The organism is Streptomyces sp. NBC_01003, assembly GCF_045162695.1.
Taxonomy (GTDB): domain Bacteria; phylum Actinomycetota; class Actinomycetes; order Streptomycetales; family Streptomycetaceae; genus Streptomyces.
Window position 1 is genome coordinate 7,565,825 of record NZ_CP108707.1, and the last position, 21,852, is coordinate 7,587,676.

The 21,852-nt window shown below is 71.1% G+C and carries 22 protein-coding genes; 12 read left to right on the forward strand and 10 right to left on the reverse strand.

What is annotated here, in order from left to right; genetic code table 11:
* Nucleotides 1–27: 27 nt before the first annotated feature.
* From OG698_RS34510 to OG698_RS34520, 3 genes are all read right to left on the reverse strand, one after another.
* Nucleotides 28–261, reverse strand: a complete 234-nt coding sequence (locus tag OG698_RS34510; RefSeq protein WP_100592621.1) for a hypothetical protein — start codon at nt 259–261, stop codon at nt 28–30.
* A gap of 63 nt (nt 262–324) precedes the next feature.
* A complete protein-coding gene (locus OG698_RS34515; protein WP_329574614.1) occupies nt 325–1,320 on the reverse strand; it encodes a DEDDh family exonuclease in 996 nt (331 codons plus the stop codon).
* 61 nt (nt 1,321–1,381) lie between these two features.
* On the reverse strand, nt 1,382–2,011 hold the full coding sequence (locus tag OG698_RS34520; protein WP_406107684.1) for a TetR/AcrR family transcriptional regulator: 630 nt from the start codon (nt 2,009–2,011) through the stop codon (nt 1,382–1,384).
* Nucleotides 2,012–2,094: 83 nt separating this feature from the next.
* Here OG698_RS34520 and OG698_RS34525 point away from each other — a divergent pair, with 83 nt between their 5' ends.
* From OG698_RS34525 to OG698_RS34560, 8 genes are all read left to right on the forward strand, one after another.
* Nucleotides 2,095–2,892 carry an acetoacetate decarboxylase family protein gene (locus OG698_RS34525; RefSeq protein ID WP_406107686.1) on the forward strand — a complete coding sequence of 266 codons (798 nt, stop codon included), beginning with the start codon at nt 2,095–2,097 and terminating at the stop codon, nt 2,890–2,892.
* Complete coding sequence (locus OG698_RS34530; RefSeq protein ID WP_406107688.1) at nt 2,892–3,776, forward strand: SDR family NAD(P)-dependent oxidoreductase; 885 nt, start codon at nt 2,892–2,894, stop codon at nt 3,774–3,776. The genes OG698_RS34525 and OG698_RS34530 overlap by 1 nt, the downstream gene beginning before the upstream one ends.
* A gap of 10 nt (nt 3,777–3,786) precedes the next feature.
* Nucleotides 3,787–5,070, forward strand: coding sequence for an amidohydrolase family protein (locus OG698_RS34535; protein WP_406107690.1), 1,284 nt, complete (start codon nt 3,787–3,789; stop codon nt 5,068–5,070).
* Entirely contained in the window at nt 5,067–6,293 is a 1,227-nt protein-coding gene (locus OG698_RS34540) for an amidohydrolase family protein (RefSeq protein ID WP_406107692.1), read from the forward strand. Before OG698_RS34535 ends, OG698_RS34540 begins: the two co-directional genes overlap by 4 nt.
* Before the next feature lie 21 nt (nt 6,294–6,314).
* Entirely contained in the window at nt 6,315–7,037 is a 723-nt protein-coding gene (locus OG698_RS34545; RefSeq protein ID WP_406107693.1) for a VIT family protein, read from the forward strand.
* A gap of 124 nt (nt 7,038–7,161) precedes the next feature.
* Complete coding sequence (locus tag OG698_RS34550) at nt 7,162–8,064, forward strand: sterol desaturase family protein (protein ID WP_406107694.1); 903 nt, start codon at nt 7,162–7,164, stop codon at nt 8,062–8,064.
* The gene (locus OG698_RS34555; protein WP_406107695.1) at nt 8,061–8,786 is read left to right on the forward strand and encodes a lysoplasmalogenase; all 726 of its coding nucleotides are present in this window, start codon (nt 8,061–8,063) and stop codon (nt 8,784–8,786) included. The genes OG698_RS34550 and OG698_RS34555 overlap by 4 nt, the downstream gene beginning before the upstream one ends.
* Nucleotides 8,787–8,844: 58 nt before the next feature.
* Complete coding sequence (locus tag OG698_RS34560; protein ID WP_399979696.1) at nt 8,845–9,888, forward strand: zinc-dependent alcohol dehydrogenase family protein; 1,044 nt, start codon at nt 8,845–8,847, stop codon at nt 9,886–9,888.
* Between the two features lie 18 nt (nt 9,889–9,906).
* On the opposite strand, the gene OG698_RS34565 is transcribed toward OG698_RS34560, so the two are convergent.
* The 4 genes from OG698_RS34565 to OG698_RS34580 all read right to left on the reverse strand — a co-directional run bounded on the left by OG698_RS34565 (nt 9,907) and on the right by OG698_RS34580 (nt 15,709).
* Nucleotides 9,907–10,929 (reverse strand): CopD family protein, encoded by a 1,023-nt coding sequence (locus OG698_RS34565; RefSeq protein WP_406107697.1) that lies wholly within the window; start codon nt 10,927–10,929, stop codon nt 9,907–9,909.
* A 93-nt stretch (nt 10,930–11,022) separates the two neighbouring features.
* Nucleotides 11,023–12,429: a CoA transferase gene (locus OG698_RS34570; protein WP_406107698.1), complete on the reverse strand. Its 1,407-nt coding sequence runs from the start codon at nt 12,427–12,429 to the stop codon at nt 11,023–11,025.
* 87 nt (nt 12,430–12,516) lie between these two features.
* Nucleotides 12,517–14,064: a S8 family serine peptidase gene (locus OG698_RS34575; protein ID WP_406107699.1), complete on the reverse strand. Its 1,548-nt coding sequence runs from the start codon at nt 14,062–14,064 to the stop codon at nt 12,517–12,519.
* A gap of 103 nt (nt 14,065–14,167) precedes the next feature.
* Nucleotides 14,168–15,709, reverse strand: coding sequence for a S8 family peptidase (locus OG698_RS34580; protein WP_406107701.1), 1,542 nt, complete (start codon nt 15,707–15,709; stop codon nt 14,168–14,170).
* A gap of 335 nt (nt 15,710–16,044) precedes the next feature.
* Between OG698_RS34580 and OG698_RS34585 the strand changes: the two genes are divergently transcribed.
* The 3 genes from OG698_RS34585 (at nt 16,045) to moaA (ending at nt 19,172) form a co-directional block, all read left to right on the forward strand.
* Nucleotides 16,045–16,413 carry a DUF485 domain-containing protein gene (locus OG698_RS34585; protein WP_406107702.1) on the forward strand — a complete coding sequence of 123 codons (369 nt, stop codon included), beginning with the start codon at nt 16,045–16,047 and terminating at the stop codon, nt 16,411–16,413.
* Nucleotides 16,410–18,038, forward strand: a complete 1,629-nt coding sequence (locus OG698_RS34590; protein WP_399979707.1) for a cation acetate symporter — start codon at nt 16,410–16,412, stop codon at nt 18,036–18,038. The genes OG698_RS34585 and OG698_RS34590 overlap by 4 nt, the downstream gene beginning before the upstream one ends.
* A 144-nt stretch (nt 18,039–18,182) precedes the next feature.
* Entirely contained in the window at nt 18,183–19,172 is a 990-nt protein-coding gene (gene moaA / locus OG698_RS34595) for a GTP 3',8-cyclase MoaA (protein WP_399979709.1), read from the forward strand.
* 10 nt (nt 19,173–19,182) lie between these two features.
* On the opposite strand, the gene OG698_RS34600 is transcribed toward moaA, so the two are convergent.
* Entirely contained in the window at nt 19,183–19,404 is a 222-nt protein-coding gene (locus OG698_RS34600; RefSeq protein ID WP_100592515.1) for a hypothetical protein, read from the reverse strand.
* A 196-nt stretch (nt 19,405–19,600) separates the two neighbouring features.
* Nucleotides 19,601–19,987 (reverse strand): DUF3099 domain-containing protein, encoded by a 387-nt coding sequence (locus OG698_RS34605; protein WP_406111467.1) that lies wholly within the window; start codon nt 19,985–19,987, stop codon nt 19,601–19,603.
* 215 nt (nt 19,988–20,202) lie between these two features.
* Here OG698_RS34605 and OG698_RS34610 point away from each other — a divergent pair, with 215 nt between their 5' ends.
* Nucleotides 20,203–20,478 carry a GlsB/YeaQ/YmgE family stress response membrane protein gene (locus tag OG698_RS34610; RefSeq protein WP_329574648.1) on the forward strand — a complete coding sequence of 92 codons (276 nt, stop codon included), beginning with the start codon at nt 20,203–20,205 and terminating at the stop codon, nt 20,476–20,478.
* 70 nt (nt 20,479–20,548) lie between these two features.
* Here OG698_RS34610 and tyrS read toward each other — a convergent pair whose 3' ends face one another.
* The gene (gene tyrS / locus OG698_RS34615; RefSeq protein ID WP_406107705.1) at nt 20,549–21,817 is read right to left on the reverse strand and encodes a tyrosine--tRNA ligase; all 1,269 of its coding nucleotides are present in this window, start codon (nt 21,815–21,817) and stop codon (nt 20,549–20,551) included.
* Between the last annotated feature and the right edge of the window lie 35 nt (nt 21,818–21,852).

A 21,852-nucleotide genomic window follows, 5' to 3' on the forward strand; every position in this document is an offset into this window, starting at 1 on the left:
CGACATCACGGGGGTGTGCCCGAGGGGTCAGACCTTGTCGACGATCCCCACCTTCCCCTCCGCGCGGGAGCAGTGCGCCCCGCAGTACCAGTGCCCGTCGACCTCTACTCCCTGCCCGACGATGCGGCACCGGCAGTGCTCGCAGATCGGTGCCATGCGGTGGATGGCGCAGGAGAAACAGTCGAAGACGTGCACCGCGCCCTGCGCGTGCACCTCGAAGGACATTCCGTAGTCGTTTCCGCAGACCTCACAACGTGCCATGCGCCACAGGGTGGGCGTCGCGGTCGCGCGGGGCGAGCGGCGGGCGGGCGAGTCGCCGCGCAATCACCCGTCTGACGCCGGGGCCACGTCCCGCAGGAGCTGACCGAAAGCCGCCTCGTCGATGACCGGTGTCCCGTACTGCTTCGCCTTGACGGCCTTCGACGTGTACGAGTCGGGGTCGTTCGTGACGAGGACGCTGGTGAGCCGGGACAGGCTCGTCGCAATGTGCAGTCCGGCCTCGACGGCGCGGTCCTCCAGGAGTTCGCGGTCCACCGAGGTGTCTCCGGAGAACGCCACCCGCATGCCCTGCTTGAGCTGTTTGCCCGGTTCGTACCGTCCGGGGTTCGGGTACGGGCACGGCTGCCGCTTGCGCGAGGGGCGCCACGTCCCGCCGCCCCCGTACGAGGACGACGACGGGGCCGAGCCCTGGCGGCCGATCCGTGCCGCGCCGTCCGTCCACTCCGTGAGCGGCCTGCACTCGAGCAGGGGCAGGCGCACCCCGCCGCTCGCGGCGGCCCGCAGGCTCGGCCGGAACGCCTCGGCGAGCACGCGCGCGTCGTCGAGCGCGTGGTGCGCGTTGCGCTGGACGACGCCGAAGTGTGCGGCGAGGGACTCCAGCTTGTGGTTGGGCAGGGGGAGTCCGAGCTCCTTGGACAGTGCGATGGTGCACAGGCGCTGGCGGACGGGGGCGGTGCTCTCCGCGCGGGCGTACTCGCGGGCGATCATCGACCAGTCGAAGACCGCGTTGTGCGCGACGAGGACGCGGCCGTCGAGCCGGGTCGCGAACTCCTCGGCGATGTCCTTGAAGAGGGGCGCGCCTTCGAGCGCGTCGTTCGTCAGGCCGTGGATCCAGACGGGGCCCGGGTCGCGCTCGGGGTTGACCAGCGTGTACCAGTGGTCCTCGACCTCGCCCCGCGCGTCGAGCCGGTAGACGGCTGCGGAGATTATCCGGTCGTCCCGGGAAAGGCCGGTGGTCTCCACGTCGACGACCGCGTATCCCTGCGGATACGCGGCCGGCCACGGAGCGGCGGACGCGGCGGTCGTCTGGTCTTCGAGCATGGTCCATGAGGATACGGGCCACGACTGACACCTCCGTCGCCCGGCCCCGCGGCTGCGTCCGTTATGTCCGCAACAGGCCTGACACCAGAGCCCTGACGGAGACGTCGAACACCTTCTCCGGGTCGGCCGGAAGGCTGAGCGCGCGGGCCAGCGTGGCGTCGTCCTCCGCCGTCCGTGCGCCCCACAGCTCCTCCTCGCCGGGCCGCTGCACGGGCGCGCGCTCGCGTTGACGCTCCACCAGGACATGGCCGACGACGTGGAACTGCACCGCCCGTACGACCCCGGCGGCGCGGGTCCCGCGCAGGCCCGCGGCGTGCACCTCGCGCACGAGCACCTGTTGCGCGGGCAGGAACATCCGTTCGGTCAGGCCGCGTTCGTGGACCATCGCGACGAGGTGGGGATGGTCGCGCAGCTGCCGGCGCAGCGCGCGGGCGGCGGAGACGACGCGCGCCTCCGGTGTGGCGCCGCGGGGGCGGATCTCGCCGAGGTCGGCGACGGTGCGCTCGACGAGGGCTTCGAGCAGCGACTCGCGGTTGCCGACGTGCCAGTAGATGGAGGTGACGGCGGTGCCGAGCTCGGCGGCGAGCTTGCGCATCGTCAGGGACTGCGGGCCCTGCTGTTTCACCAGCTTTGAGGCGGCGGCGAGGACCTGTTCCCGGTCGAGATGTGTGCGCGTGTCTTTACCCTTCACGCAAGCTGTTGTAACTGTGTTACAGAGCATCCGCAAGTGCACGCCCGTCCAGGCAAGTCCGCGCCGACGAAGGGTGGTACGACATGGCACGCATTCGATACGGAGCACGCACGGAGGCGGAGATCTCCGCCGCGCGCACCGCGAGCTCGAAGCTCCCCGACATCTGGTCCACGGGGGTGGTGGCCGTCTGGGAGAGCGACCCGGACGCGGTAGCTGCGGTACTTCCGCCCCCGCTCAAGCCCACCGAACGCCCGCTGGTGCGGGCCAACATCAGCAAGGTCGACCTGCCCGGCTACCCCCTGGGCGCCGGCTCGGTCGCCGTCGCCGCCGAGCACGGCGGCGTCGAGGGCTGGTATCCGCTCGTCATGCCGATGACGCACGAGCGCGCCCTGATCGGCGGCCGTGAGGTCTTCGGCGAGCCCAAGAAGCTCGGCGAGGTGAGCGTCGAGCGCCACGGCCTCGTGGTGAGCGCGGCGCTCGCCCGGCACGGCATCGCCTTCGTGGAGGTGCGCGGCGCGGTGAGCGGCGCGCTGCCGCTGCCCGAGCCGGCGCTGAAGACGGATTTCTACTTCAAGTTCCTGCCCGCGGTGGACGGTTCGGGCTTCGACGTGGAGCCGGTGCTCGTGCACTGCCAGCGCAACGAGAAGGTCCGCAAGCTGGAGCGGATCACCGGGGACGTGGTCCTGCGGGAGTCGATGTACGACCCGGTCGCCGACCTGCCGGTGCGCGTCCTCGTCGAGCTCACCATCGGCGAGAAGACCACCGACCAGAAGGGCCGGGTCGTCGAACGCGTCAGTGCGCAGGCCCTGCTGCCGTACATCCACCAGCGCTACGACGACCCGCAGCAGGTCCTCGACGGGCCACCCGAGGGGAGCGTCTGATGCGGCTGGAGGCGGGACAGGTCGCCGTCGTCACGGGCGCGGCGAGCGGCATCGGCCTGGCCATGGCACGGCGGTTCGCGGCCGACGGCCTGAAGGTCGTGCTCGCGGACGTCGAGGAGTCCGCCCTGGAGAAGGCCGCCGCCGGCCTGCGCGAGGACGGCGCCACCGTGCACGCGCGCGTGGTCGACGTCGGGGACCGCGGCCAGGTCCTCGCCCTCGCGGACGCGGCGTACGAGAGGTTCGGCGCCGTCCATGTCCTGTGCAACAACGCGGGCGTCGGCTCGGGCGCCGAGGGCCGCATGTGGGAGCACGAACCGAACGACTGGAAGTGGGCCTTCGAGGTCAACGTGTGGGGCGTCTTCCACGGCATCCAGGCCTTCGTGCCGCGCATGATCGAGGCAGGCGCGCCCGGCCACGTCGTCAACACGTCCTCCGGCGACGGCGGCATCGCCCCGTTGCCCACCGCCTCCGTGTACGCGGTCACCAAGGCGGCCGTCGTGACGATGACCGAGTCCCTGTACGCGCACCTGAAGGCGGAGCACGCGCGCGTGGGCGCCTCCGTGCTCTTCCCCGGACCCCACATGCTGCGCACCGGGCTGTGGGAGTCGCACCGCAACCGGCCCGAGCGGTACGCCAAGGAGAGGCCGCGCAGGACCCCGTACCGCAGCCTCGGCCAGTGGGAGTCCGCGATGAAGGAAGCGGGCCAGGAGGTGGAGTTCACGCCGGTCGAGGAGGTCGCGGACTTCGTCGCCGAGGGCATCGCGGCCGGCCGCTTCTGGCTGCTGCCCGAGAGCGAGCACAGCGACCGGCAGATCAAGGCCAGGTCCGCCTCGATGCTGGAGCGCGCGAACCCGGCGTACCTGGAGAGCTTCATTCTGGACTGAAGGGCATGTGATGACCGACCAGGATCCCTACTTGATCATCTCCTCCGACTGCCACGCCGGGCTGCCCACCGAGGAGTACCGGCCCTATCTGGACAGCCGTTTCCACCGCGCCTTCGACGAGTTCCTCGGCGAGCGGGGCGCCCGCCGCGAGGAGGCGACGCGGCTCGGCATCCGCAACGACGCGTTCGCCGCCAAATGGTTCGCCGACAACTCAGAAGGCCTGCGCGGCGGTTGGGACTCCGCGCAGCGCGTCAAGGAGCTGGACGGCGACGGGGTGGCCGCCGAGGTCGTCTTCCCCGACGCGGACGCCGTGGACAGCCGGACGGCGGCGCCCTTCGGCGTCGGGCTCGGGCTCTCGGGTGACCAGGACCCGGAGCTCGGCATGGCGGGCGCCCAGGCGCACAACCGCTGGCTGGCCGACTTCGTGTCCGAACACCCCGAACGGCACTGCGGTGTCGCCCTGTTGCCCATCACCGGCGAGGTCGAGCGCGTCGTCGCGGAGATCCACCGCGCCAAGGAGTCCGGGCTGGGCGCGCTGATGATTCCCTCCATGTGGGTCGACAAGGCGCCCTACCACGACCGGCGTTACGACCCCGTGTGGGCCGCGGCGGCGGAGTGTGCGATGCCCGTGGTCACGCACTCCGGGGCGGCGCCCCGCCACGAGTACGGCGACCACCTCGGGATCTATGTCTCCGAAGTGACGTGGTGGCCGGCGCGACCACTGTGGTTCATGCTCTGGTCGGGCGTCTTCGAGCGCCACCCGGGCCTGAAGTTCGGCGTCGCGGAGTCGGGCTGCTGGTGGCTGCCCAACCTGCTGTGGTTCATGGACCGCCTCTACCTGGGCGCGCACGGCGGCAAGAAGCTCTCGCCGTTCGCCGAGCTCAAGCGCTCCCCGCACGAGTACCTGGACCGCCAGGTGTTCATCTGCGCCACCAACACCAAGCGCCGCGAACTCGCCCAGCGCTACGAGATCGGCGTCGACAACATCCTCTGGGGCAGCGACTTCCCGCACCCCGAGGGCACCTGGCCCGACACGCGCGCGTGGCTGAGGAAGACCTTCCACGACATCCCGGTGGCGGAGACCCGGCGCATGCTGGGCCTCGCCGCCGCCGAGGTCTTCGGCTTCGACACCGGGAAACTGGCCCCGCTGGCCGCCCGTATCGGCCCGACCCCCGCCGAACTCGGCCAGGACACCGACCAGTCGGCCGTCGAGGCCTCCTGGGCGCGCTCGCGTGAGGTGGGCCGCCACTGGCTGACCGACCACGACTTCCCCACTCTGGGGGTGACCTCATGAGCGAGCGCTACACCGTGATCTCCGCGGACTGTCACGCGGGAGCCGATCTCCTCGACTACCGGCCCTACTTGGAGTCCCGCCACCACGACGCGTTCGACGCGTGGGCGGCGAGCTACATCAATCCGTACGCCGACCTGCTCGCGGACACCGCCGACCGCAACTGGAACTCGGACCGGCGCATCGCCGAGCTCGAACAGGACGGGATCGTCGCGGAGGTCGTCTTCCCGAACACGATCCCGCCGTTCTTCCCGTCCGCGTCCCTGATGGCCCCGGCCCCGACCCGCGAGGAGTTCACGCGGCGCTGGGCGGGGCTGCGTGCCCACAACCGCTGGCTCGCCGACTTCTGCGCCGCCGCCCCGGGGCGCAGGGCGGGCGTCTTCCAGATCCTCCTCAACGACGTCGACGAGGCCGTCAAGGAGATCAGGTGGGCGGCTGCCGCCGGGCTCAAGGGCGGCCTGCTGCTGCCCGGCACACCGCCGGGCTCGGGCCTTCCCGAGCTGTACTCGGCAGCGTACGACCCGATCTGGGCCACCTGCGCCGAGCTCGGTGTGCCGGTCAATCATCACGCGGGCTCGGCGTCCCCGCCGCTCGGCGACGAACCGGCGGCGCGCGCGGTGTTCATGGTGGAGACGACGTGGTTCTCGCACCGGGCCCTGTGGCACCTGGTGTTCGGCGGCGCGTTCCGCCGCCACCCCGGCCTGAAGCTGGTCCTCACCGAACAGGGCTCGGGCTGGATCCCCGGGGTCCTGGACATGCTGGACTACTACCACGGGCGACTCGTGGCGGCGGCGACGCGGGCGAACACGGCGGAGTCCAAGTTCGGTGCGGGGCTCGCCGATTCGATGGGCAAGGGGCCGTCCGAGGTGTGGCGTGAGAACTGCTACGTGGGGGCCAGCTTCATGCGCCCGCACGAGGTGCCGCTGCGCGACCGCATCGGCCTCGACAAGATCATGTGGGGCAGCGACTACCCGCACGACGAGGGCACGTACCCGTACACCCGCGAAGGGCTGCGGATCGCGTACGCGGGGCTGCCGCGAGACGAGATCGCCGCGATGGTCGGCGGCAACACGGCCCGTGTCTACGGCTTCGACCTCGGTCTGCTCGACCCGATCGCGGCCCGCGTCGGACCGACCGTCCAGGAACTGGGCGAACCCCTCGACGAGGCGCCGAAGGACGCGACAAGTCCGGTGTTCGCCCGGGGAGGGTCGGTCCGGATCTGGTGACACAGGTGCGATGCTCGTCGGGTGACTGACGATGTGCAGGACGCACCGCACGAGGAGTCCCACGGCGGCGCGCTCGGAACGCGGCTCAACTGGCTGCGCGCCGCCGTGCTCGGCGCCAACGACGGCGTGGTGTCGACCGCCGGGCTGGTCGTCGGCGTGGCCGGCGCCACCGAGGACCGCAGCACGCTCCTGACGGCGGGCCTCGCCGGGCTGCTCGCCGGCTCCATGTCGATGGCCGCGGGGGAGTACGTCTCCGTGTCCACGCAGCGCGACTCGGAGAAGGCGGCGCTCGCTCAGGAGAAGCGGGAGCTGCGCGAGTACCCGGAAGCCGAACTCGTGGAGCTGACGGGGCTGCTCGAGGACCGAGGGCTCAGCCCCGAAGTGGCGCGGGAGGCCGCGGAGCAGCTCACCTCGCGTGACGCGCTGCGGGCGCACGCGCGCGTGGAACTCGGCATCGACCCCGACGCACTCACCAACCCGTGGCACGCCGCCTGGGCGAGCTTCCTCGCCTTCACCGTGGGCGCGCTGCTCCCGCTGCTCGCGATCGTCCTGCCGCCCAGCGCCTGGCGGCTGCCCGTCACCGTGGTCTCCGTGCTCGCGGCGCTCGCCCTCACCGGCTGGAGCAGTGCCCGGATGGGCTCGGCGGCGGTGCGGCCGGCGATGTGGCGGAACATGGCGGGCGGGGCGCTCGCGATGGCCGTGACGTACGGGGCGGGGTCGCTCCTGGGGGCGGCCGGGGTCTGAGTGAACGCGCGGGAACCGGCGGAGAGCAATGGGGGAAGGCACCAACAACGAGAGTCTTACCACTGGTAATACTTGTCGGTAACAACGTCTAGCCGTGGCCCGTCCGTGGCTCTACGGTGCAGGCATGTCGCCGAACCTGCCCGATGTCGTGCTCTGGTCGATCCCGGCCTTCGTGCTGCTCACCGTCGTCGAGATCGTGAGCGTGCGCATCCATCCCGATGACGACGCCGCAGGCTACGAGACCAAGGACGCCGCGACGAGCATCGGCATGGGACTCGGCAGCCTCGTCTTCGACTTCCTGTGGAAGATCCCGATCGTCGCGATCTACACCGCGGTCTACGAGCTGACGCCGCTGCGCGTGCCGATCCTGTGGTGGACGATCCCGCTGATGCTCCTCGCGCAGGACTTCTTCTACTACTGGTCGCACCGCGGGCACCATGTCATCCGCATCCTGTGGGCGTGCCACGTCGTGCACCACTCCAGCCGCAAGTTCAACCTGTCGACCGCGCTGCGCCAGCCGTGGACGAGCCTGACGGTGTGGCCGTTCTACCTGCCGCTCATCGCGTGCGGCGTGCACCCGGCCGCGCTCGCGTTCTGCTCTTCGGTGAACCTCGTCTACCAGTTCTGGATCCACACCGAGCGCATCGACAAGCTGCCGCGCGCCTTCGAGTTCGTCCTCAACACACCCTCCCACCACCGCGTCCACCACGCTTCCCAGGGCGGCTACCTGGACCGCAACTTCGGCGGCATCCTCATCGTCTGGGACCGCCTCTTCGGGTCCTTCGTGCCCGAGGTCGAGCGCCCGGTGTTCGGTCTGACCAAGAACATCAGCACGTACAACCCGCTGCGGGTCGCCACGCACGAGTACGCGGCCATCGCCAGGGACCTGAAGGCGGCCGGCAGCTGGCGCGAGCGCGGCGGCCGGGTGTTCGGCGGACCGGGCTGGCAGCCGAAGGACGCGCCCACGCCGGTCCAGGCCCCCGCCGCGGGCCGGACCACCGAGAAGGCGACCGAGGGCGCCGCGTGACGCCGACTCCCGCCCCGGCGCCTGGGGAGGCGCCGGCACCCGCTCGTGAACGCGCGGTCCGCCTCCTGCTCGCTGCCTTCGCGGTGGCGACCGCCGTCGACCTGATCGCCCTGCTCGCCGGGACCGACCTCGTCCACGCCGTCGCCAAACCGCTCCTCATGCCGCTGCTCGCCGCGTCCGTCGTCGTGCGCGGCGGCCCGCGGCTCCTGACTGCCGCGCTGCTGTTCGGGTGGGGCGGCGACCTGCTGCTGCTCTTCGACGCCGATCTCGCGTTCCTCGCGGGCATGGGGTCCTTCGCCGCCGGACACGTCTGCTATCTCGTGCTCTTCAAGCGCGCGGGCACGCCACGCGCGCGTGGCGGGCTGCTCGCGGCCGCGTACGGTATCGCGCTCGTGACGACCGTGGCGCTCCTGTGGCCCGACCTGCCGGCCGACATGCGCGGGCCCGTCGCCGGTTACAGCCTGCTCCTGACCGCCATGGCGTACGGCTCCTCGCGCATGGGCCGCACGGCGGGGTGGGGCGGCGCGCTCTTCCTGCTGTCGGACACGCTCATCGCGACGGGCGTCGCCGATTGGCCGCAGCTCCCGCGGCCCGACTTCTGGGTGATGCTCACCTACGTGGCCGCCCAGTACCTGCTGGCGCGCGGCGTGCTCGGACACCCCCTCGATGCGCGCGCGATACCGGTGGCGGCGTACCGTGAAAAGCGCACGACCACCTCCTGAGGCGCCCCGCACGCGATCCGTCAGCGGCGCCTGTGACCAGCACGAAGGACCCCCACTCATGCGCGCCACCACCATCCATGCCCCGTTCGACATGCGCGTGGAGGACGTGCCGGAACCCGTCGTCCAGCTCCCCACCGACGCCGTCGTCAGGGTCCTGCGGGCCTGCATCTGCGGCAGCGACCTGTGGGCGTACCGCGGCGAGGCGGCCCGCCAGCCCGGCCAGCGCATCGGACACGAGTTCCTCGGCCTCGTCGAGGACACCGGCTCCGAGGTGACCGGCGTCCGGCGCGGCGACCTGGTCGTAGCCCCCTTCATGTGGTCGGACGGTGTCTGCGACTACTGCACGGAGGGCCTCACCACCTCCTGCGAGCACGGCGGCTTCTGGGGCGCGGTCGGTTACGACGGCGGCCAGGGCGAAGCGGTCCGCGTCCCGTACGCCGACGGCACCCTCGTCCAGCTGCCCGCCGACGCCGCGTCCGACGACCACCTCCTGACCGCGCTGCTCACGCTCTCCGACGTCATGGGCACCGGCCACCACGCCGCGCTCGGCGCGGGTGCGCGCGCGGGCGCCACGGTCGCCGTCGTCGGTGACGGCGCCGTCGGCCTGTGCGCCGTCCTCGCGGCCAAGCGGCTCGGCGCCGAGCGGATCATCGCGCTCGGCCGCCACCAGGTCCGTACCGACATCGCGCGCCGCTTCGGCGCCACCGACGTCGTCGCCGAGCGCGGGGACGCGGCGATCGAGGCCGTCCGTGAGCTGACCCGCGGCCAGGGCGCCCACGCCGTGATCGAGGCCGTCGGCACCGAGCAGTCCATGAGCACGGCCGTGAACATCACCCGCGACGGCGGCGCCATCGGCTTCGTCGGCGTGCCGCACGGCAGCGGCACCGGTCTCGACCTCAGCGTCATGTTCGACCGGAACATCGCCCTGCGGGGCGGCGTCGCTCCCGTGCGCACGTACATCCCGCAGCTGCTGCCCGACATTCTCGACGGCAAGATCGACCCGTCGCCCGTCTTCGACCTGACCGTCGGCCTCGAAGGTGTCCCGGACGGCTACAAGGCGATGGACCAGCGCACCGCGCTCAAGGTGCTCGTCACCAACTGACGCCCCGCGCGCGGGGGCTCACGACCAGCGGATCGGGAGCGGCAGCGCGGTCAGGACGGCCGACACCGCTACCACTACGCCCAGGACCGCCACCTCCGCGCGCGCGGGCGCGTACGCGGCCCCCAGGCCGCCGTGGCGCTGCCGGCCCCGCGCGACCAGGGCCAGCACGGAGACGACGGCCACGAGGATCACCTTCGCCAGCAGGGTGCGCCCGTAGGCCGTCGTCACCAGCTGATCGAGGACCGTGCTCACCGGCATCCGCCGCAGCGTGCTGCACACGCCCGTAGCGGTGATGGCGGCGAGCAGGACGGCCGCCACGCGCGCGTAGAGCCCCAGCAGCGCGGCCCCCGCCTCAGGAGCCGTCGTACGCCAGCGGCGCAGCGTCCGCAGGACGTGCAGCAGACCGCCCACCCACAGCGCGGCACACGTCAGATGGGCGAGGGTCAGGGCCGAGCCCAGGTACGCCGTGTGCTCGGCCGGCGGGTGGGCGCGCAGCGCCTCGCCCACCACGACGGCGGCCAGTGGCGCGAGTGCGGTCGCCGGGCGGCGTGAGCGGGCGCACAGGGCCGCCACCACGAAGGCGTTGACCTCAAGGAGGGCGAGGGTGCCGTCCCTGGTCCCGTAGAGCCCGGCGATGTCCAGGTCGGAGAGCGCATGCGGCACGAGGTTGCCGTTCGCCACGATCGACGCGAGTCCCAGCGCGGCCAGGAACCCCGCCCAGGGCGCGTACGCCGCCCAGCTGCGCGGTGCGTCCCCGGGCGGAGCCCCGGGCACCCGCCGGGCGAGCCGCGCCGCGAACACCTCGCCCAGCTGCACACAGAGGGCGGCGAACAGGAGCGTCCGAAGGAGCGCCACACCGGTGACCCCGGGCGCCGCCGCCTCACCCGTTCCGTCGAGGACGGCGGAGGGCCCGAGCAGGGGGATCACCGCGGCGGCGGCCACGAGGACGAGCACGGCGACGGCCCGCCCGGTGGCGGGCCGCCGGGCGTGAGGGGCGGTGTCGTCCCCGGCCGGGGTGGGCACCTCGGTGGTCGGTCGCATGGAACTCACCTCAAGATCTTCACCAGCTGGGACAGATCCGGGCAAGGCCGGGAAAACAACTGGCGCAGCGGCATTCCGCCTGAGCGGCCGGCTTCAGCAATGGCGCCACTCGGGCGCGTCGGTACCCCAAAGCCCGGACGGGCGCGCCCAGTTGACGGGCCCTCCGGCGAAACCGGCCGGCGGCAGCGCGTGCCGCAGCCGCCCCGCGGGACTGTCGGTCTCCGTGAGCCAGCGCGCCGGGTCCTCGGCGTCGTACGTCTCCGTGGCCGCGGTGGGCCCGCGCTGGAGCTCCCGCGTCAGCCAGTGCGCGGTCCGGGCGAGCGCCAGCCGCAACGCGCGCGTGCCGCCCTCGTCCAGCTGCTCGGTGACGGCGCGCAGGACGGCCGCCGCGAGGAGATAGCCCGTGCCGTGGTCCAGGGCCTGCGCGGGCAGCGCCCCCGGCCGCTCCCCGGACCCTTCGACGGCCGCGATGCCCGTCGCCACCTGCACCACGCTGTCGAAGCCGCGCCGCTCGCCCCACGGCCCGTACGCGCCCCACGCGGACAGCTGCGCCACCACGAGCCCGGGCCTGCGGGAGGCCAGCGCCTCGGGAGCGAGGCCGAACCGGTCGAGCGAGCCGGGCCGGTAGCCGGTCACGACGACGTCCGCGCCCGCGAGGAGGTCGTCGAAGGCGCGCCGGTCCGCCGTGCCCGTCAGATCGAGCCGCGTGGACCGCTTCCCGAATCCGGTGTCCGCGTGGGCCTCCGGATCCTCAGGCAGCTGCGGGGCGTCGACGCGCAGCACGTCCGCGCCGAACAGCGCGAGGGTGCGGGTGGCGACGGGACCGCCGGTGACCCGCGTCAGGTCGAGGACGCGCAGCCCGGACGCGGGCAGCAGCGGGTCTCCCGTGAGCGGGGACGGCGATCGCGGCGCCGCGACGTCGAGCCGCTCCCGGTCGAGCAGCGGCCGTCCGGCGACCGCCTCCCCTTGCGGGTGCGCGGCCCACTCCTCCATGGTCCGCAGGGCGACGGCCAGGCCACCGGCGGCATACACGGTCTCCTCGACCTCGGCGGCCGACCGCTGCGCGAGCAGCGCGGCGACCCGTTCCACGGACGCGTCGTCGCCGAGCCCGAGGGCGGCCAGCAGGCGCGCGCGGTGGTGCGGATAGTTGGCGTGGGTGCGCAGCCATCCGTCCGCCGTGCGCCAGAACCGGGACAGCGGCGCGAAGTTGACCGTCGCGCGCCCGTCGATCAGCAGATGCCGCTCGCTGACGAACGCGGTGGCCAGCGCCCCGTCGTCGAGGACCACGCGCGGCAGTGGCCGTCCGGCGCGCCGGGCGGCCAGCTCGGCCGCGGCCAGCGAGCACGCGCCCACGCACGCACGCGCCAGGTCGATCACGGGCAGCCGCGCGGGCAGTGCCCCTTCGCGTACGACGGACGCGATGTGCGAGGTCAGGGCCGGGTCGCCGCCGAGAGCCGCCCAGGCCGTCCGCGTTCCCTCACCCACCGGTGCATGTGTCATGCAGGCACTATCGCGCACGGCCCGCGGAACGAAACAGGTGGGCCGGACGCAGCCGCCCGGCCCACCTGAACTGCTCTGCCTACGCGGTTACTTGGTCACCGCGTCCAGGGCGTCGGCGATGCCGTGCCCGTAGAAGCCGTTCTTGTTCTTGCCGCCCTCGCACACCGCGTCGACCTTGCCGTCGCCGTCGATGTCGTACGGGTCGGTGCACGGCGTGGCGTCGGCCTGCGCGTACAGGAGCGCCTTCACGGCCGCCGCGGACGCGTGCGGGTGCGTCGACTTGATCAGCGCGGCGACGCCGGCGACGTGCGGGGACGCCATCGACGTACCGGCCATGTAACCCCACTTGCCGCCGGGCAGCGGGCCGAGGATCAGGCCGCTCGTGGCGGGCGGCGCCGGCGTCTGGTACGCCGTCGAGTCGCCGCCGGGGGCCGCGATGTCGATGGTGCCCTGACCGTAGTTGGAGAACGACGACTTGAGGCCGTTGGCCCCGGTCGCCGCGGTCGTGACGACGCCCGGCAGCTGCGTCGGGATGTCGAAGCACTTGGACGGGTCGACGACCCGGTCGCCCGGGGTCGTGTCGTTCGGGCTCGACGGGTCGGTGATCTCGTCGGAGGCGAGGTCGTAGTTCTCGTTGCCCGCCGCCGCGACGTTCACGGCGCCCTTCTTCTCCGCGTACTGAGAGGCCCGCGCGACGGCCTTCACCAGGGCCTTCTGGTCCGGGTCGTCCGTGCAGTTGAAGTACCACGGGTCGGTGTAATAGCTGTTGTTGGTGACGTCGACGCCGTGCTCGGCCGCGAACACGAAGCCGCACACCACGGCCTCCGTGTAGAAGAAGCCGTCCGGGTTGCCCACCTTGATGCCCGAGACCTTCACGCCGGGCGCGACCCCCGTGATGCCGACGCCGTTCTTGGCGCCCGCGATCTCACCCGCGACATGCGTGCCGTGCGGGCTCTCCGAGGCGCTGGGACGCCAGGAGCCGTCCGTCGTGTCCGGCTTGCCCGAGACACAGTTCGCGGACGCCCCGCGGTCGAAGTTCGGCGCGATGTCCGGGTGGGTGTCGTCGACGCCGGTGTCGATCACCGCGACGGTGACCTTCTTGCTGCCGAGCGACTTCTCGTGCGCCTTGTCCGCCTTGATGGCGGGCAGGTCCCACTGCAACGGCTCCAGCGGGTCCTGTCCGGCGGCGGCCTGACCGGACGTGGCCTTCAGCTGGGCGGCGGTCAGCGCCTTCGGGGTGCCGAGGTCGGCCGTGGACTGGGCGGGCAGCGGAGCGGTGCGCGTGGCACCCGCCGAGTCGACCCCGCGGGCCTTGCGGATCGTCTTCGCGAAGTCCGGGTTCGAGGAGTGCGCGACGATGACACCGATCTTGTCGTACGCGATGACGACGGTGCCGCCGGCCTTGGTGATCTCCTTCTGGACCGCGGCCGAAGTGCCGTGTCCGGAACGCACGTTGACCACATAGCTGAGCGAGGGGCCGTCCGTGGCGACCGGGGCCTGAGGGGCCTGCGGGGCCTGACCCGCGGCCGACGCGGTCGCGTTCGGCAGGAACGCGAGCGCCGTGGCCATGACCATCCCGGCCGGGACGGCTATCGAACGGCGGATGGAGCGGGAGCGCGCGAGGGGCGCCGTCATGGTGTCTCCTGGGTTCGTTGCGTTCGGGATGCGTGGAGCGGCAGGCAGCCGGAGCCGCCCCAGGTACCTCTGGTGCAGGGCTGCCCGGCGGGTCGCGTCCGCGTCACTTCTTGACGGCGTCGAGCGCGTCGACGATGCCGAAGCCGTAGAAGCCGTTGACGCGCTTCCCGCCCTCGCAGGTGGCGTCGACGACACCGTCGCCGTCCCCGTCGTACGGGTCCGACGGGCAGCCCGGGTTGTCGGCCTCGGCCTTGAGCAGGGCCTGGAGCTGGGCCGGAGTGGCCGTCGGGTGGGCCGACTTGAGCAGCGCGGCGACACCGGCGGCGTGCGGCGACGCCATCGACGTGCCCTGGAGGAAGCCGTACTGGCCGCCCGGCATCGTCGAGAGGATGCGGCCGTTCTTCGACGGGGTGTCCGGGATCTGGAACTTGTCGCCGCCCGGCGCCGCGATGTCGATGACACCCTTGCCGTAGCTGGAGTAGTACGACTTGGCGCCCGTCGGGCCCGAAGCGCTGACGGTGACGACGCCCGGGAGCTGCGTCGGGATGTCGAAGCACTTGTGCGGGTCGATCGTGCGGTGGACCGGCGTCGAGTCGTCGGGGCTGGAGTCGTCGACGAGCGCGTCCGAGTCCAGGTCGTCGTTGGAGTTGCCGGCCGACGCCAGGTTGAGCGTGCCCTTCTTCTCGGCGTACAGCTGGGCCCGGTTGACCGCGTCGACGATGGCCTTCTGGTCCGGGTCGTCCATGCAGTTGTAGAGCCAAGGGTCCACGTAGTAGCTGTTGTTCGTGACCTCGACGCCGTGGTCGGCAGCGAACACGAAGGCGCAGACCACGTTCTCCGGGTAGAACAGGCCGTCGTTGGGGTCGCTGACCTTGATGCCCGCGACCTTCACACCGGGAGCGACCCCGGCGACGCCTATGCCGTTGCGGGCCGCGGCTATCTCACCGGCGACGTGCGTGCCGTGGTAGTCCTCGGCCGGGTCGTAGGGGCGCCAGGCGCCGGGCGAGGTGTCCGCCTTGCCGCCGACACAGTTCGCGGACTGCGACGCGGAGAAGTTGGGGGCGAGGTCCGGGTGGGTGTCGTCCACGCCGGTGTCGATGACACCGACCGTGACGTCGCGGCTGCCCGGGTTGATCCTCGCGGCCTGGTCGGCGCCGATCGCCCGCAGGTCCCACTGGTCGGCCTCGAGCGGCTCGGCACCCGAAGTTGCGTGCGCGGCAAGGGACTTGGCCTGCTCCTTCGACAGGACCTGGGCGCCTCCCTCGTCCGTGGTGCCGGCGGCGACCAGCGGGGACGTACGCGTGGCGCCCGCCGACTGCACGCCCTTGACGGCGCGGATCTGCTTGCCGAAGTCCGGGTTGGACGCGTGGACGACGATCACGCCGATCCGGTCGTACGAGGCGACGACGGTCCCGCCGGCCTCGGCGATCGCCCTCTTCACGGACGCGAGGGTGCGGTGGTCCGTCCTGGTGTTCACGACGTACGCGAGTGCCCCGGCGTCGGCCGTGGCCGAACCGGCCGTGGTGGCACGGGAGTCGGCGGGTGCGGCCGACGCGGCGCCGGGCAGGAAGCCGAGGGACGCGGTCAGCGCGAGGCCGAGCGGCAGGGTGAGCGCCAGCCGGCGTCTGGAGCGCAGATGAGCCATGGGATCTCCACATCATCCGTCGTATATGGAAAAGCCCGAACACAGTTGGTGCCCGGGCAGGTACATGACGCGTGGTGCTCGGGTGAACGTATCCCGGGTCCTCGCAGGCCAGCAATGAAATCCCAAAGAAAACGCATGACTGGGCAACGCGGTTGAACCGGTGTGCGCGTGTCCCCGTGACGTTGAGCAGGGGGCCTGCACACGATCCCCACCCCCTGTCGGATCACGCCGGGTGGCTCTACCATCGCCTCCCGGCCCAGGTGATCCAGATCACTGTGAGGTCTGAGAACCACATGTCCGTTTCACCCGCCGCACCCGCACCGCGAGGAGACTCCGTGGCCACCGATGCACCGCCACCGCCGAAAAGCGGCTCCCGCAACCAACCCGCACCGCCCTCCACGGAGGAATTCATCGCGGAGCAGGAGAGCGCGGAGTTCGCCGAACTGCGCCACGCGCACCGCTCGTTCGCCTTCCCGCTGACCGTCGCCTTCATCACCTGGTACCTGCTGTACGTACTGCTGTCGAACTACGCGGGCGACTTCATGGGCACCAAGCTCTTCGGCAACATCAATGTCGCGCTGGTCCTCGGGCTCGCCCAGTTCCTGACCACGTTCCTCATCGCCTGGTGGTACTCCCGCCACGCCGCCACCAAGCTCGACCCCAAGGCCGAGGCGATCAAGTCCCGGATGGAGGGCGGCGCATGAGCTCCGCAGTCACGCAGGTAATCGCCGCGGGTGAGGCCAGCGAGCACCGGCCGCTGATCATCTCCCTGTTCGCGGTGTTCGTCCTCGCCACCCTGGTGATCACCGTCTGGGCGGGCCGCCAGACGAGGAGCGCCTCCGACTTCTACGCGGGCGGGCGCCAGTTCACCGGCTTCCAGAACGGACTCGCCGTCTCCGGCGACTACATGTCCGCGGCCTCGTTCCTCGGCATCGCCGGAGCCATCGCCCTCTTCGGCTACGACGGATTCCTCTACTCCATCGGCTTCCTCGTCGCCTGGCTCGTCGCCCTGCTCCTGGTCGCCGAGCCGCTGCGCAACTCCGGCCGCTACACGATGGGCGACGTCCTCGCGTACCGGATGCGCCAGCGCCCGGTCCGCACCGCCGCCGGCACCTCCACGATCGTCGTCTCGATCTTCTACCTGCTCGCGCAGATGGCGGGCGCGGGCGTCCTCGTCTCGCTGCTCCTCGGCATCACGTCCGACGCGGGCAAGGTCGGCATAGTCGCCCTCGTCGGCGTCCTGATGATCGTGTACGTCACCATCGGCGGCATGAAGGGCACCACCTGGGTCCAGATGGTCAAGGCGGTGCTCCTGATCGCGGGCACGATACTGCTCACCTTCCTGGTCCTCCTGAAGTTCAACTTCAACATCTCCGACCTGCTCGGCAAGGCGGCCACCAACAGCGGAAAGAGCGCCGCGTTCCTGGAGCCCGGACTCAAGTACGGCGCCACGTCGACGTCGAAGATCGACTTCATCTCGCTCGGCATCGCGCTCGTCCTCGGCACCGCCGGACTGCCGCACATCCTGATCCGCTTCTACACGGTCCCCACCGCCAAGGCCGCCCGTAAGTCCGTGAACTGGGCGATCGGCATCATCGGCGCCTTCTACCTGATGACGATCGCGCTCGGCTTCGGCGCCGCTGCCCTCATCAAGCCGGACGAGATCATCGCGTCCAACCCGGCGGGCAACACCGCGGCGCCGCTGCTCGCGCTGCACCTCGGCGGGGTCGACTCGTCGTGGGGCGCGATCCTCCTCGCGACCATCTCGGCGGTCGCCTTCGCCACGATCCTCGCGGTCGTCGCGGGCCTGACCCTCGCCTCGTCCTCCTCGTTCGCGCACGACATCTACGCGAACGTCATCAAGAAGGGCAAGGCCTCCGAGAAGCAGGAGATGAAGGCGGCCCGCTGGGCGACCGTCTTCATCGGCATCGTCTCCATCGGCCTCGGCGCACTCGCCCGCGACCTGAACGTGGCCGGCCTGGTCGCCCTCGCCTTCGCGGTCGCCGCCTCCGCCAACCTGCCGACGATCCTCTACAGCCTCTTCTGGAAGCGCTTCACCACGCAGGGCGCGCTCTGGTCGATCTACGGAGGCCTCTTCACGGCGGTCTTCCTGGTGCTGTTCTCGCCGGTCGTCTCCGGCAACCCGAAGACGTCCATGTTCAAGGGCGTCGACTTCCACTGGTTCCCGCTGGAGAACCCCGGCATCATCTCGATCCCGGTCGGCTTCCTGCTCGGCTGGCTCGGCACCGTCCTGTCCAAGGAGAAGGCGGACGCCGGCAAGTACGCGGAGCTCGAAGTCCGCTCCCTCACCGGTACGGGAGCCCACTGACCTCGGGATTCGGACGGCCGCGTCGCAGATCCTCGTATGGATCTACGACGCGGCCGTCCCGCTCCCGTGGGATCGGGAGCCCGCTGATGTCAGGCCCATCACGTAGGCTCGCACTATTAGATCCGTATCGGAGAGGGGGCCCACGTGCTGATCGACACTTATGGCCGAGTGGCCACCGACCTCCGCGTCTCGCTGACCGACCGGTGCAATCTCCGCTGTACGTACTGCATGCCCGAAGAGGGCCTTCAGTGGCTGGCCAAGCCCGATCTGCTCACGGACGACGAGATCGTCCGGCTCATCCGGATCGCCGTCACCCAGCTCGGCATCACGGAGGTCAGATTCACCGGCGGCGAGCCCCTGCTGCGCCCCGGCCTCGTCGGCATCGTGGAGCGGGTGGCCCAGCTGGAGCCCCGCCCCCAGATGTCCCTGACGACGAACGGGATCGGACTCAAGCGCACCGCCGCCGCCCTCAAGCAGGCCGGCCTCGACCGGGTCAACGTCTCGCTGGACACCCTGCGCCCCGACGTCTTCAAGACGCTCACCCGGCGTGACCGCCACAAGGACGTCATCGCCGGCCTCGAAGCCGCCAGCGACGCCGGACTCACCCCCGTCAAGGTCAACTCCGTGCTGATGCCGGGGCTGAACGACGACGAGGCACCCGACCTCCTCGCCTGGGCCGTCGAGCACGACTACGAACTGCGCTTCATCGAGCAGATGCCGCTGGACGCCCAGCACGGCTGGAAGCGCGACGGCATGATCACCGCCGGTGACATCCTCGCCTCCCTGCGCACGCGCTTCGACCTCACGGCCGAGGGCTCCGACGAGCGGGGTTCCGCCCCCGCAGAGCGCTGGCTCGTGGACGGCGGACCGCAGCGCGTCGGCGTCATCGCCTCCGTCACCCGCCCGTTCTGCTCGGCCTGCGACCGCACCCGGCTCACCGCCGACGGACAGGTGCGCACGTGCCTGTTCGCCAGTGAGGAGACGGACCTGCGCGCGGCCCTGCGCTCGGACAGCGGGGACGAGGAGATCGCCCGCATATGGAAGCTCGCCATGTGGGGCAAGAAGGCCGGCTCCGGCCTGGACGACCCGAAGTTCCTCCAGCCCGAGCGCCCGATGTCCGCGATCGGCGGCTGACCCGGGGCGCTCAGCCCTCGCGGTCCCCGGACTCCCAGTCCTTCAGTGCGACGACGTCCTTCAGGAAGCCGCGCACACCGAGGAACTGGGAGAGATGTTCGCGGTGTTCGTCGCACGCGAGCCACGTCTTGCGCCGCTCCGGCGTGTGCAGCTTCGGGTTGTTCCAGGCGAGCACCCAGACCGCGTCGACGCGGCAGCCCTTGGCGGAACAGATCGGGTTTTCGTCACTCACAGGTACCGCCCCAAACACTTACGCGCCCAAACAAAGGCGACGCCGAGCAGCCACGGGGGGAGCTGCCCGGCGTCGGTCCGTCGCTCCGACGGGGGATGCGGAGCGCGTACGAAGTATGTCATGGGGGACCGGCCGCCCGGCACCGGAACTACATGATTGATCTGAGCTTTTCTTGAGCTTTGCGGATCGCCGGTGGTCAGCCGCGGTCACCCAAGTGATCACGCTGCTCCTCGTCGTGCGCACCGGTGTTGTCCTCCGGAACGGATTCCGCGGGGGCGGTGGCGGCGGGCGGTGCGAGCATCGGCCGCATCGGCGCGGTGACGAACGTCGACGGCAGTGAAGGGACGTTCTCCCGGCCCGCGTTGGCGATGACCACGGCGACGTAGGGGAGCAGCAGACCGAGCACCAGGGCCACGATCGCGACCGGGCGTTCCACGTTCCACAGGGCCGCGCCGAGGATCACGGCGAGGGTGCGGACCGACATCGAGATGACATAGCGTCGCTGCCTGCCGCGGACGTCGTCGGCGAGGCCCTGCCTCGCCCCGGTGATCCGGAAGACCTCACTGCTGCTCTGCTTCCGCATCACATTCCACCGCCTGCCTGCCATGCCGGACTCTCCCCGGTCCGGACTGCCTCCACGGTACGCCCGGCTTCCTCCGCGTTCGAGACCGGGGCGGGCCCGGCCTGCGCGTACTTGCTGCGCCGTACCGCGTACGGATGCGCCCGACATGCGCTGTATGGCGGATAAGCCGAGACTGGGCGCAGATGCGCGCAGAGCGCCACAGAGGAGGCGACGACATGAGCTGGTTGTGGGCGATCATCGTGGGTCTGGTGCTCGGACTGATCGCGAAGGCGATCCTTCCGGGCAAGCAGCAGATCCCTCTGTGGCTGACGGTGGTCTTCGGGATCATCGGCAGCATCTTGGGCAACTCGGTCGCCACCTGGATCGGCGTCAACGACACCAAGGGGATCGACTGGACCCGGCACCTGCTCCAACTGGCCGGAGCCGTGGTCATCGTGTGGCTGGGAGACATGGCCTGGGTGGCCATGCGAGGCAACAAACAGCGAGCCTGACACAGCCGGAAGGGCGGCCCCGCACCAGATGCGGGGCCGCCCTTCCGGCTGTGACTTCAGTCCTGCGCGCTCAGGCGCCGACGACCTCGATCGCCGCCAGGTTCTTCTTGCCGCGGCGCAGCACGAGCCAGCGCCCGTGCAGCAGCTCGTCCGCGGTCGGCACCGCGTCCTCGGCGGCGACCTTCACGTTGTTCACGTACGCGCCGCCCTCCTTCACCGTGCGCCGGGCGGCCGACTTGCTCGCCACGAGGCCGACCTCGGCGAGCAGGTCCACGACCGGGCCGAGCGTGTCGACCTTCGCGTGCGGCAGCTCGGAGAGTGCGGCCGCGAGGGTCGCCTCGTCCAGCTCACCCAGGTCGCCCTGCCCGAACAGGGCCTTGGACGCGGCGATGACGGCGGCGCACTGGTCGGCGCCGTGCACCAGCGTCGTCAGCTCCTCGGCGAGGGCCCGCTGGGCGGACCGCGCCTGCGGCCGCTCCTCGGTGACCTTCTCCAGCTCCTCCAGCTCCTCGCGGGACTTGAAGGACAGGATCCGCATGTACGTCGAGATATCCCGGTCGTCCACGTTCAGCCAGAACTGGTAGAACGCGTACGGCGTCGTCATCTCCGGGTCCAGCCAGACGGCCCCGCTCTCGGACTTGCCGAACTTGGTGCCGTCCGCCTTCACCATCAGCGGAGTCGCCAGCGCGTGCACCACGGCGTCCGGCTCCATGCGGTGGATCAGGTCGATGCCCGCGGTGAGGTTGCCCCACTGGTCGCTGCCGCCCTGCTGGAGCGTGCAGCCGTAACGCCGGTACAGCTCCAGGAAGTCCATGCCCTGCAGGAGCTGGTAACTGAACTCCGTGTAGCTGATGCCCTCCTGGGACTCCAGGCGGCGGGCCACGGAGTCCTTGGTGAGCATCTTGTTGACGCGGAAGTGCTTGCCGATGTCGCGCAGGAACTCGATCGCGGACAGGCCCGCGGTCCAGTCGAGGTTGTTCACCATCGTCGCGGCGTTCTCGCCCTCGAAGGACAGGAACGGCTCGATCTGGGAGCGCAGCCGGGACACCCAGTTCGCGACGGTCTCCGGGTCGTTCAGCGTCCGCTCGGCGGTCGGCCGGGGGTCACCGATCTGGCCGGTGGCCCCGCCCACGAGCGCCAGCGGACGGTGACCCGCCTGCTGGAGCCTGCGGACGGTGAGCACCTGGACCAGGTGGCCGACGTGCAGGGAGGCCGCGGTCGGGTCGAAGCCGCAATAGAACGTGACGGGACCGTCCGCGAGCGCCTTGCGCAGTGCATCTTCGTCGGTGGACAGGGAGAAGAGTCCCCGCCACTTCAGCTCGTCGACGATGTCCGTCACGGTCGTGTGTCTCCTTGAACAGTGCTGATGGGTCA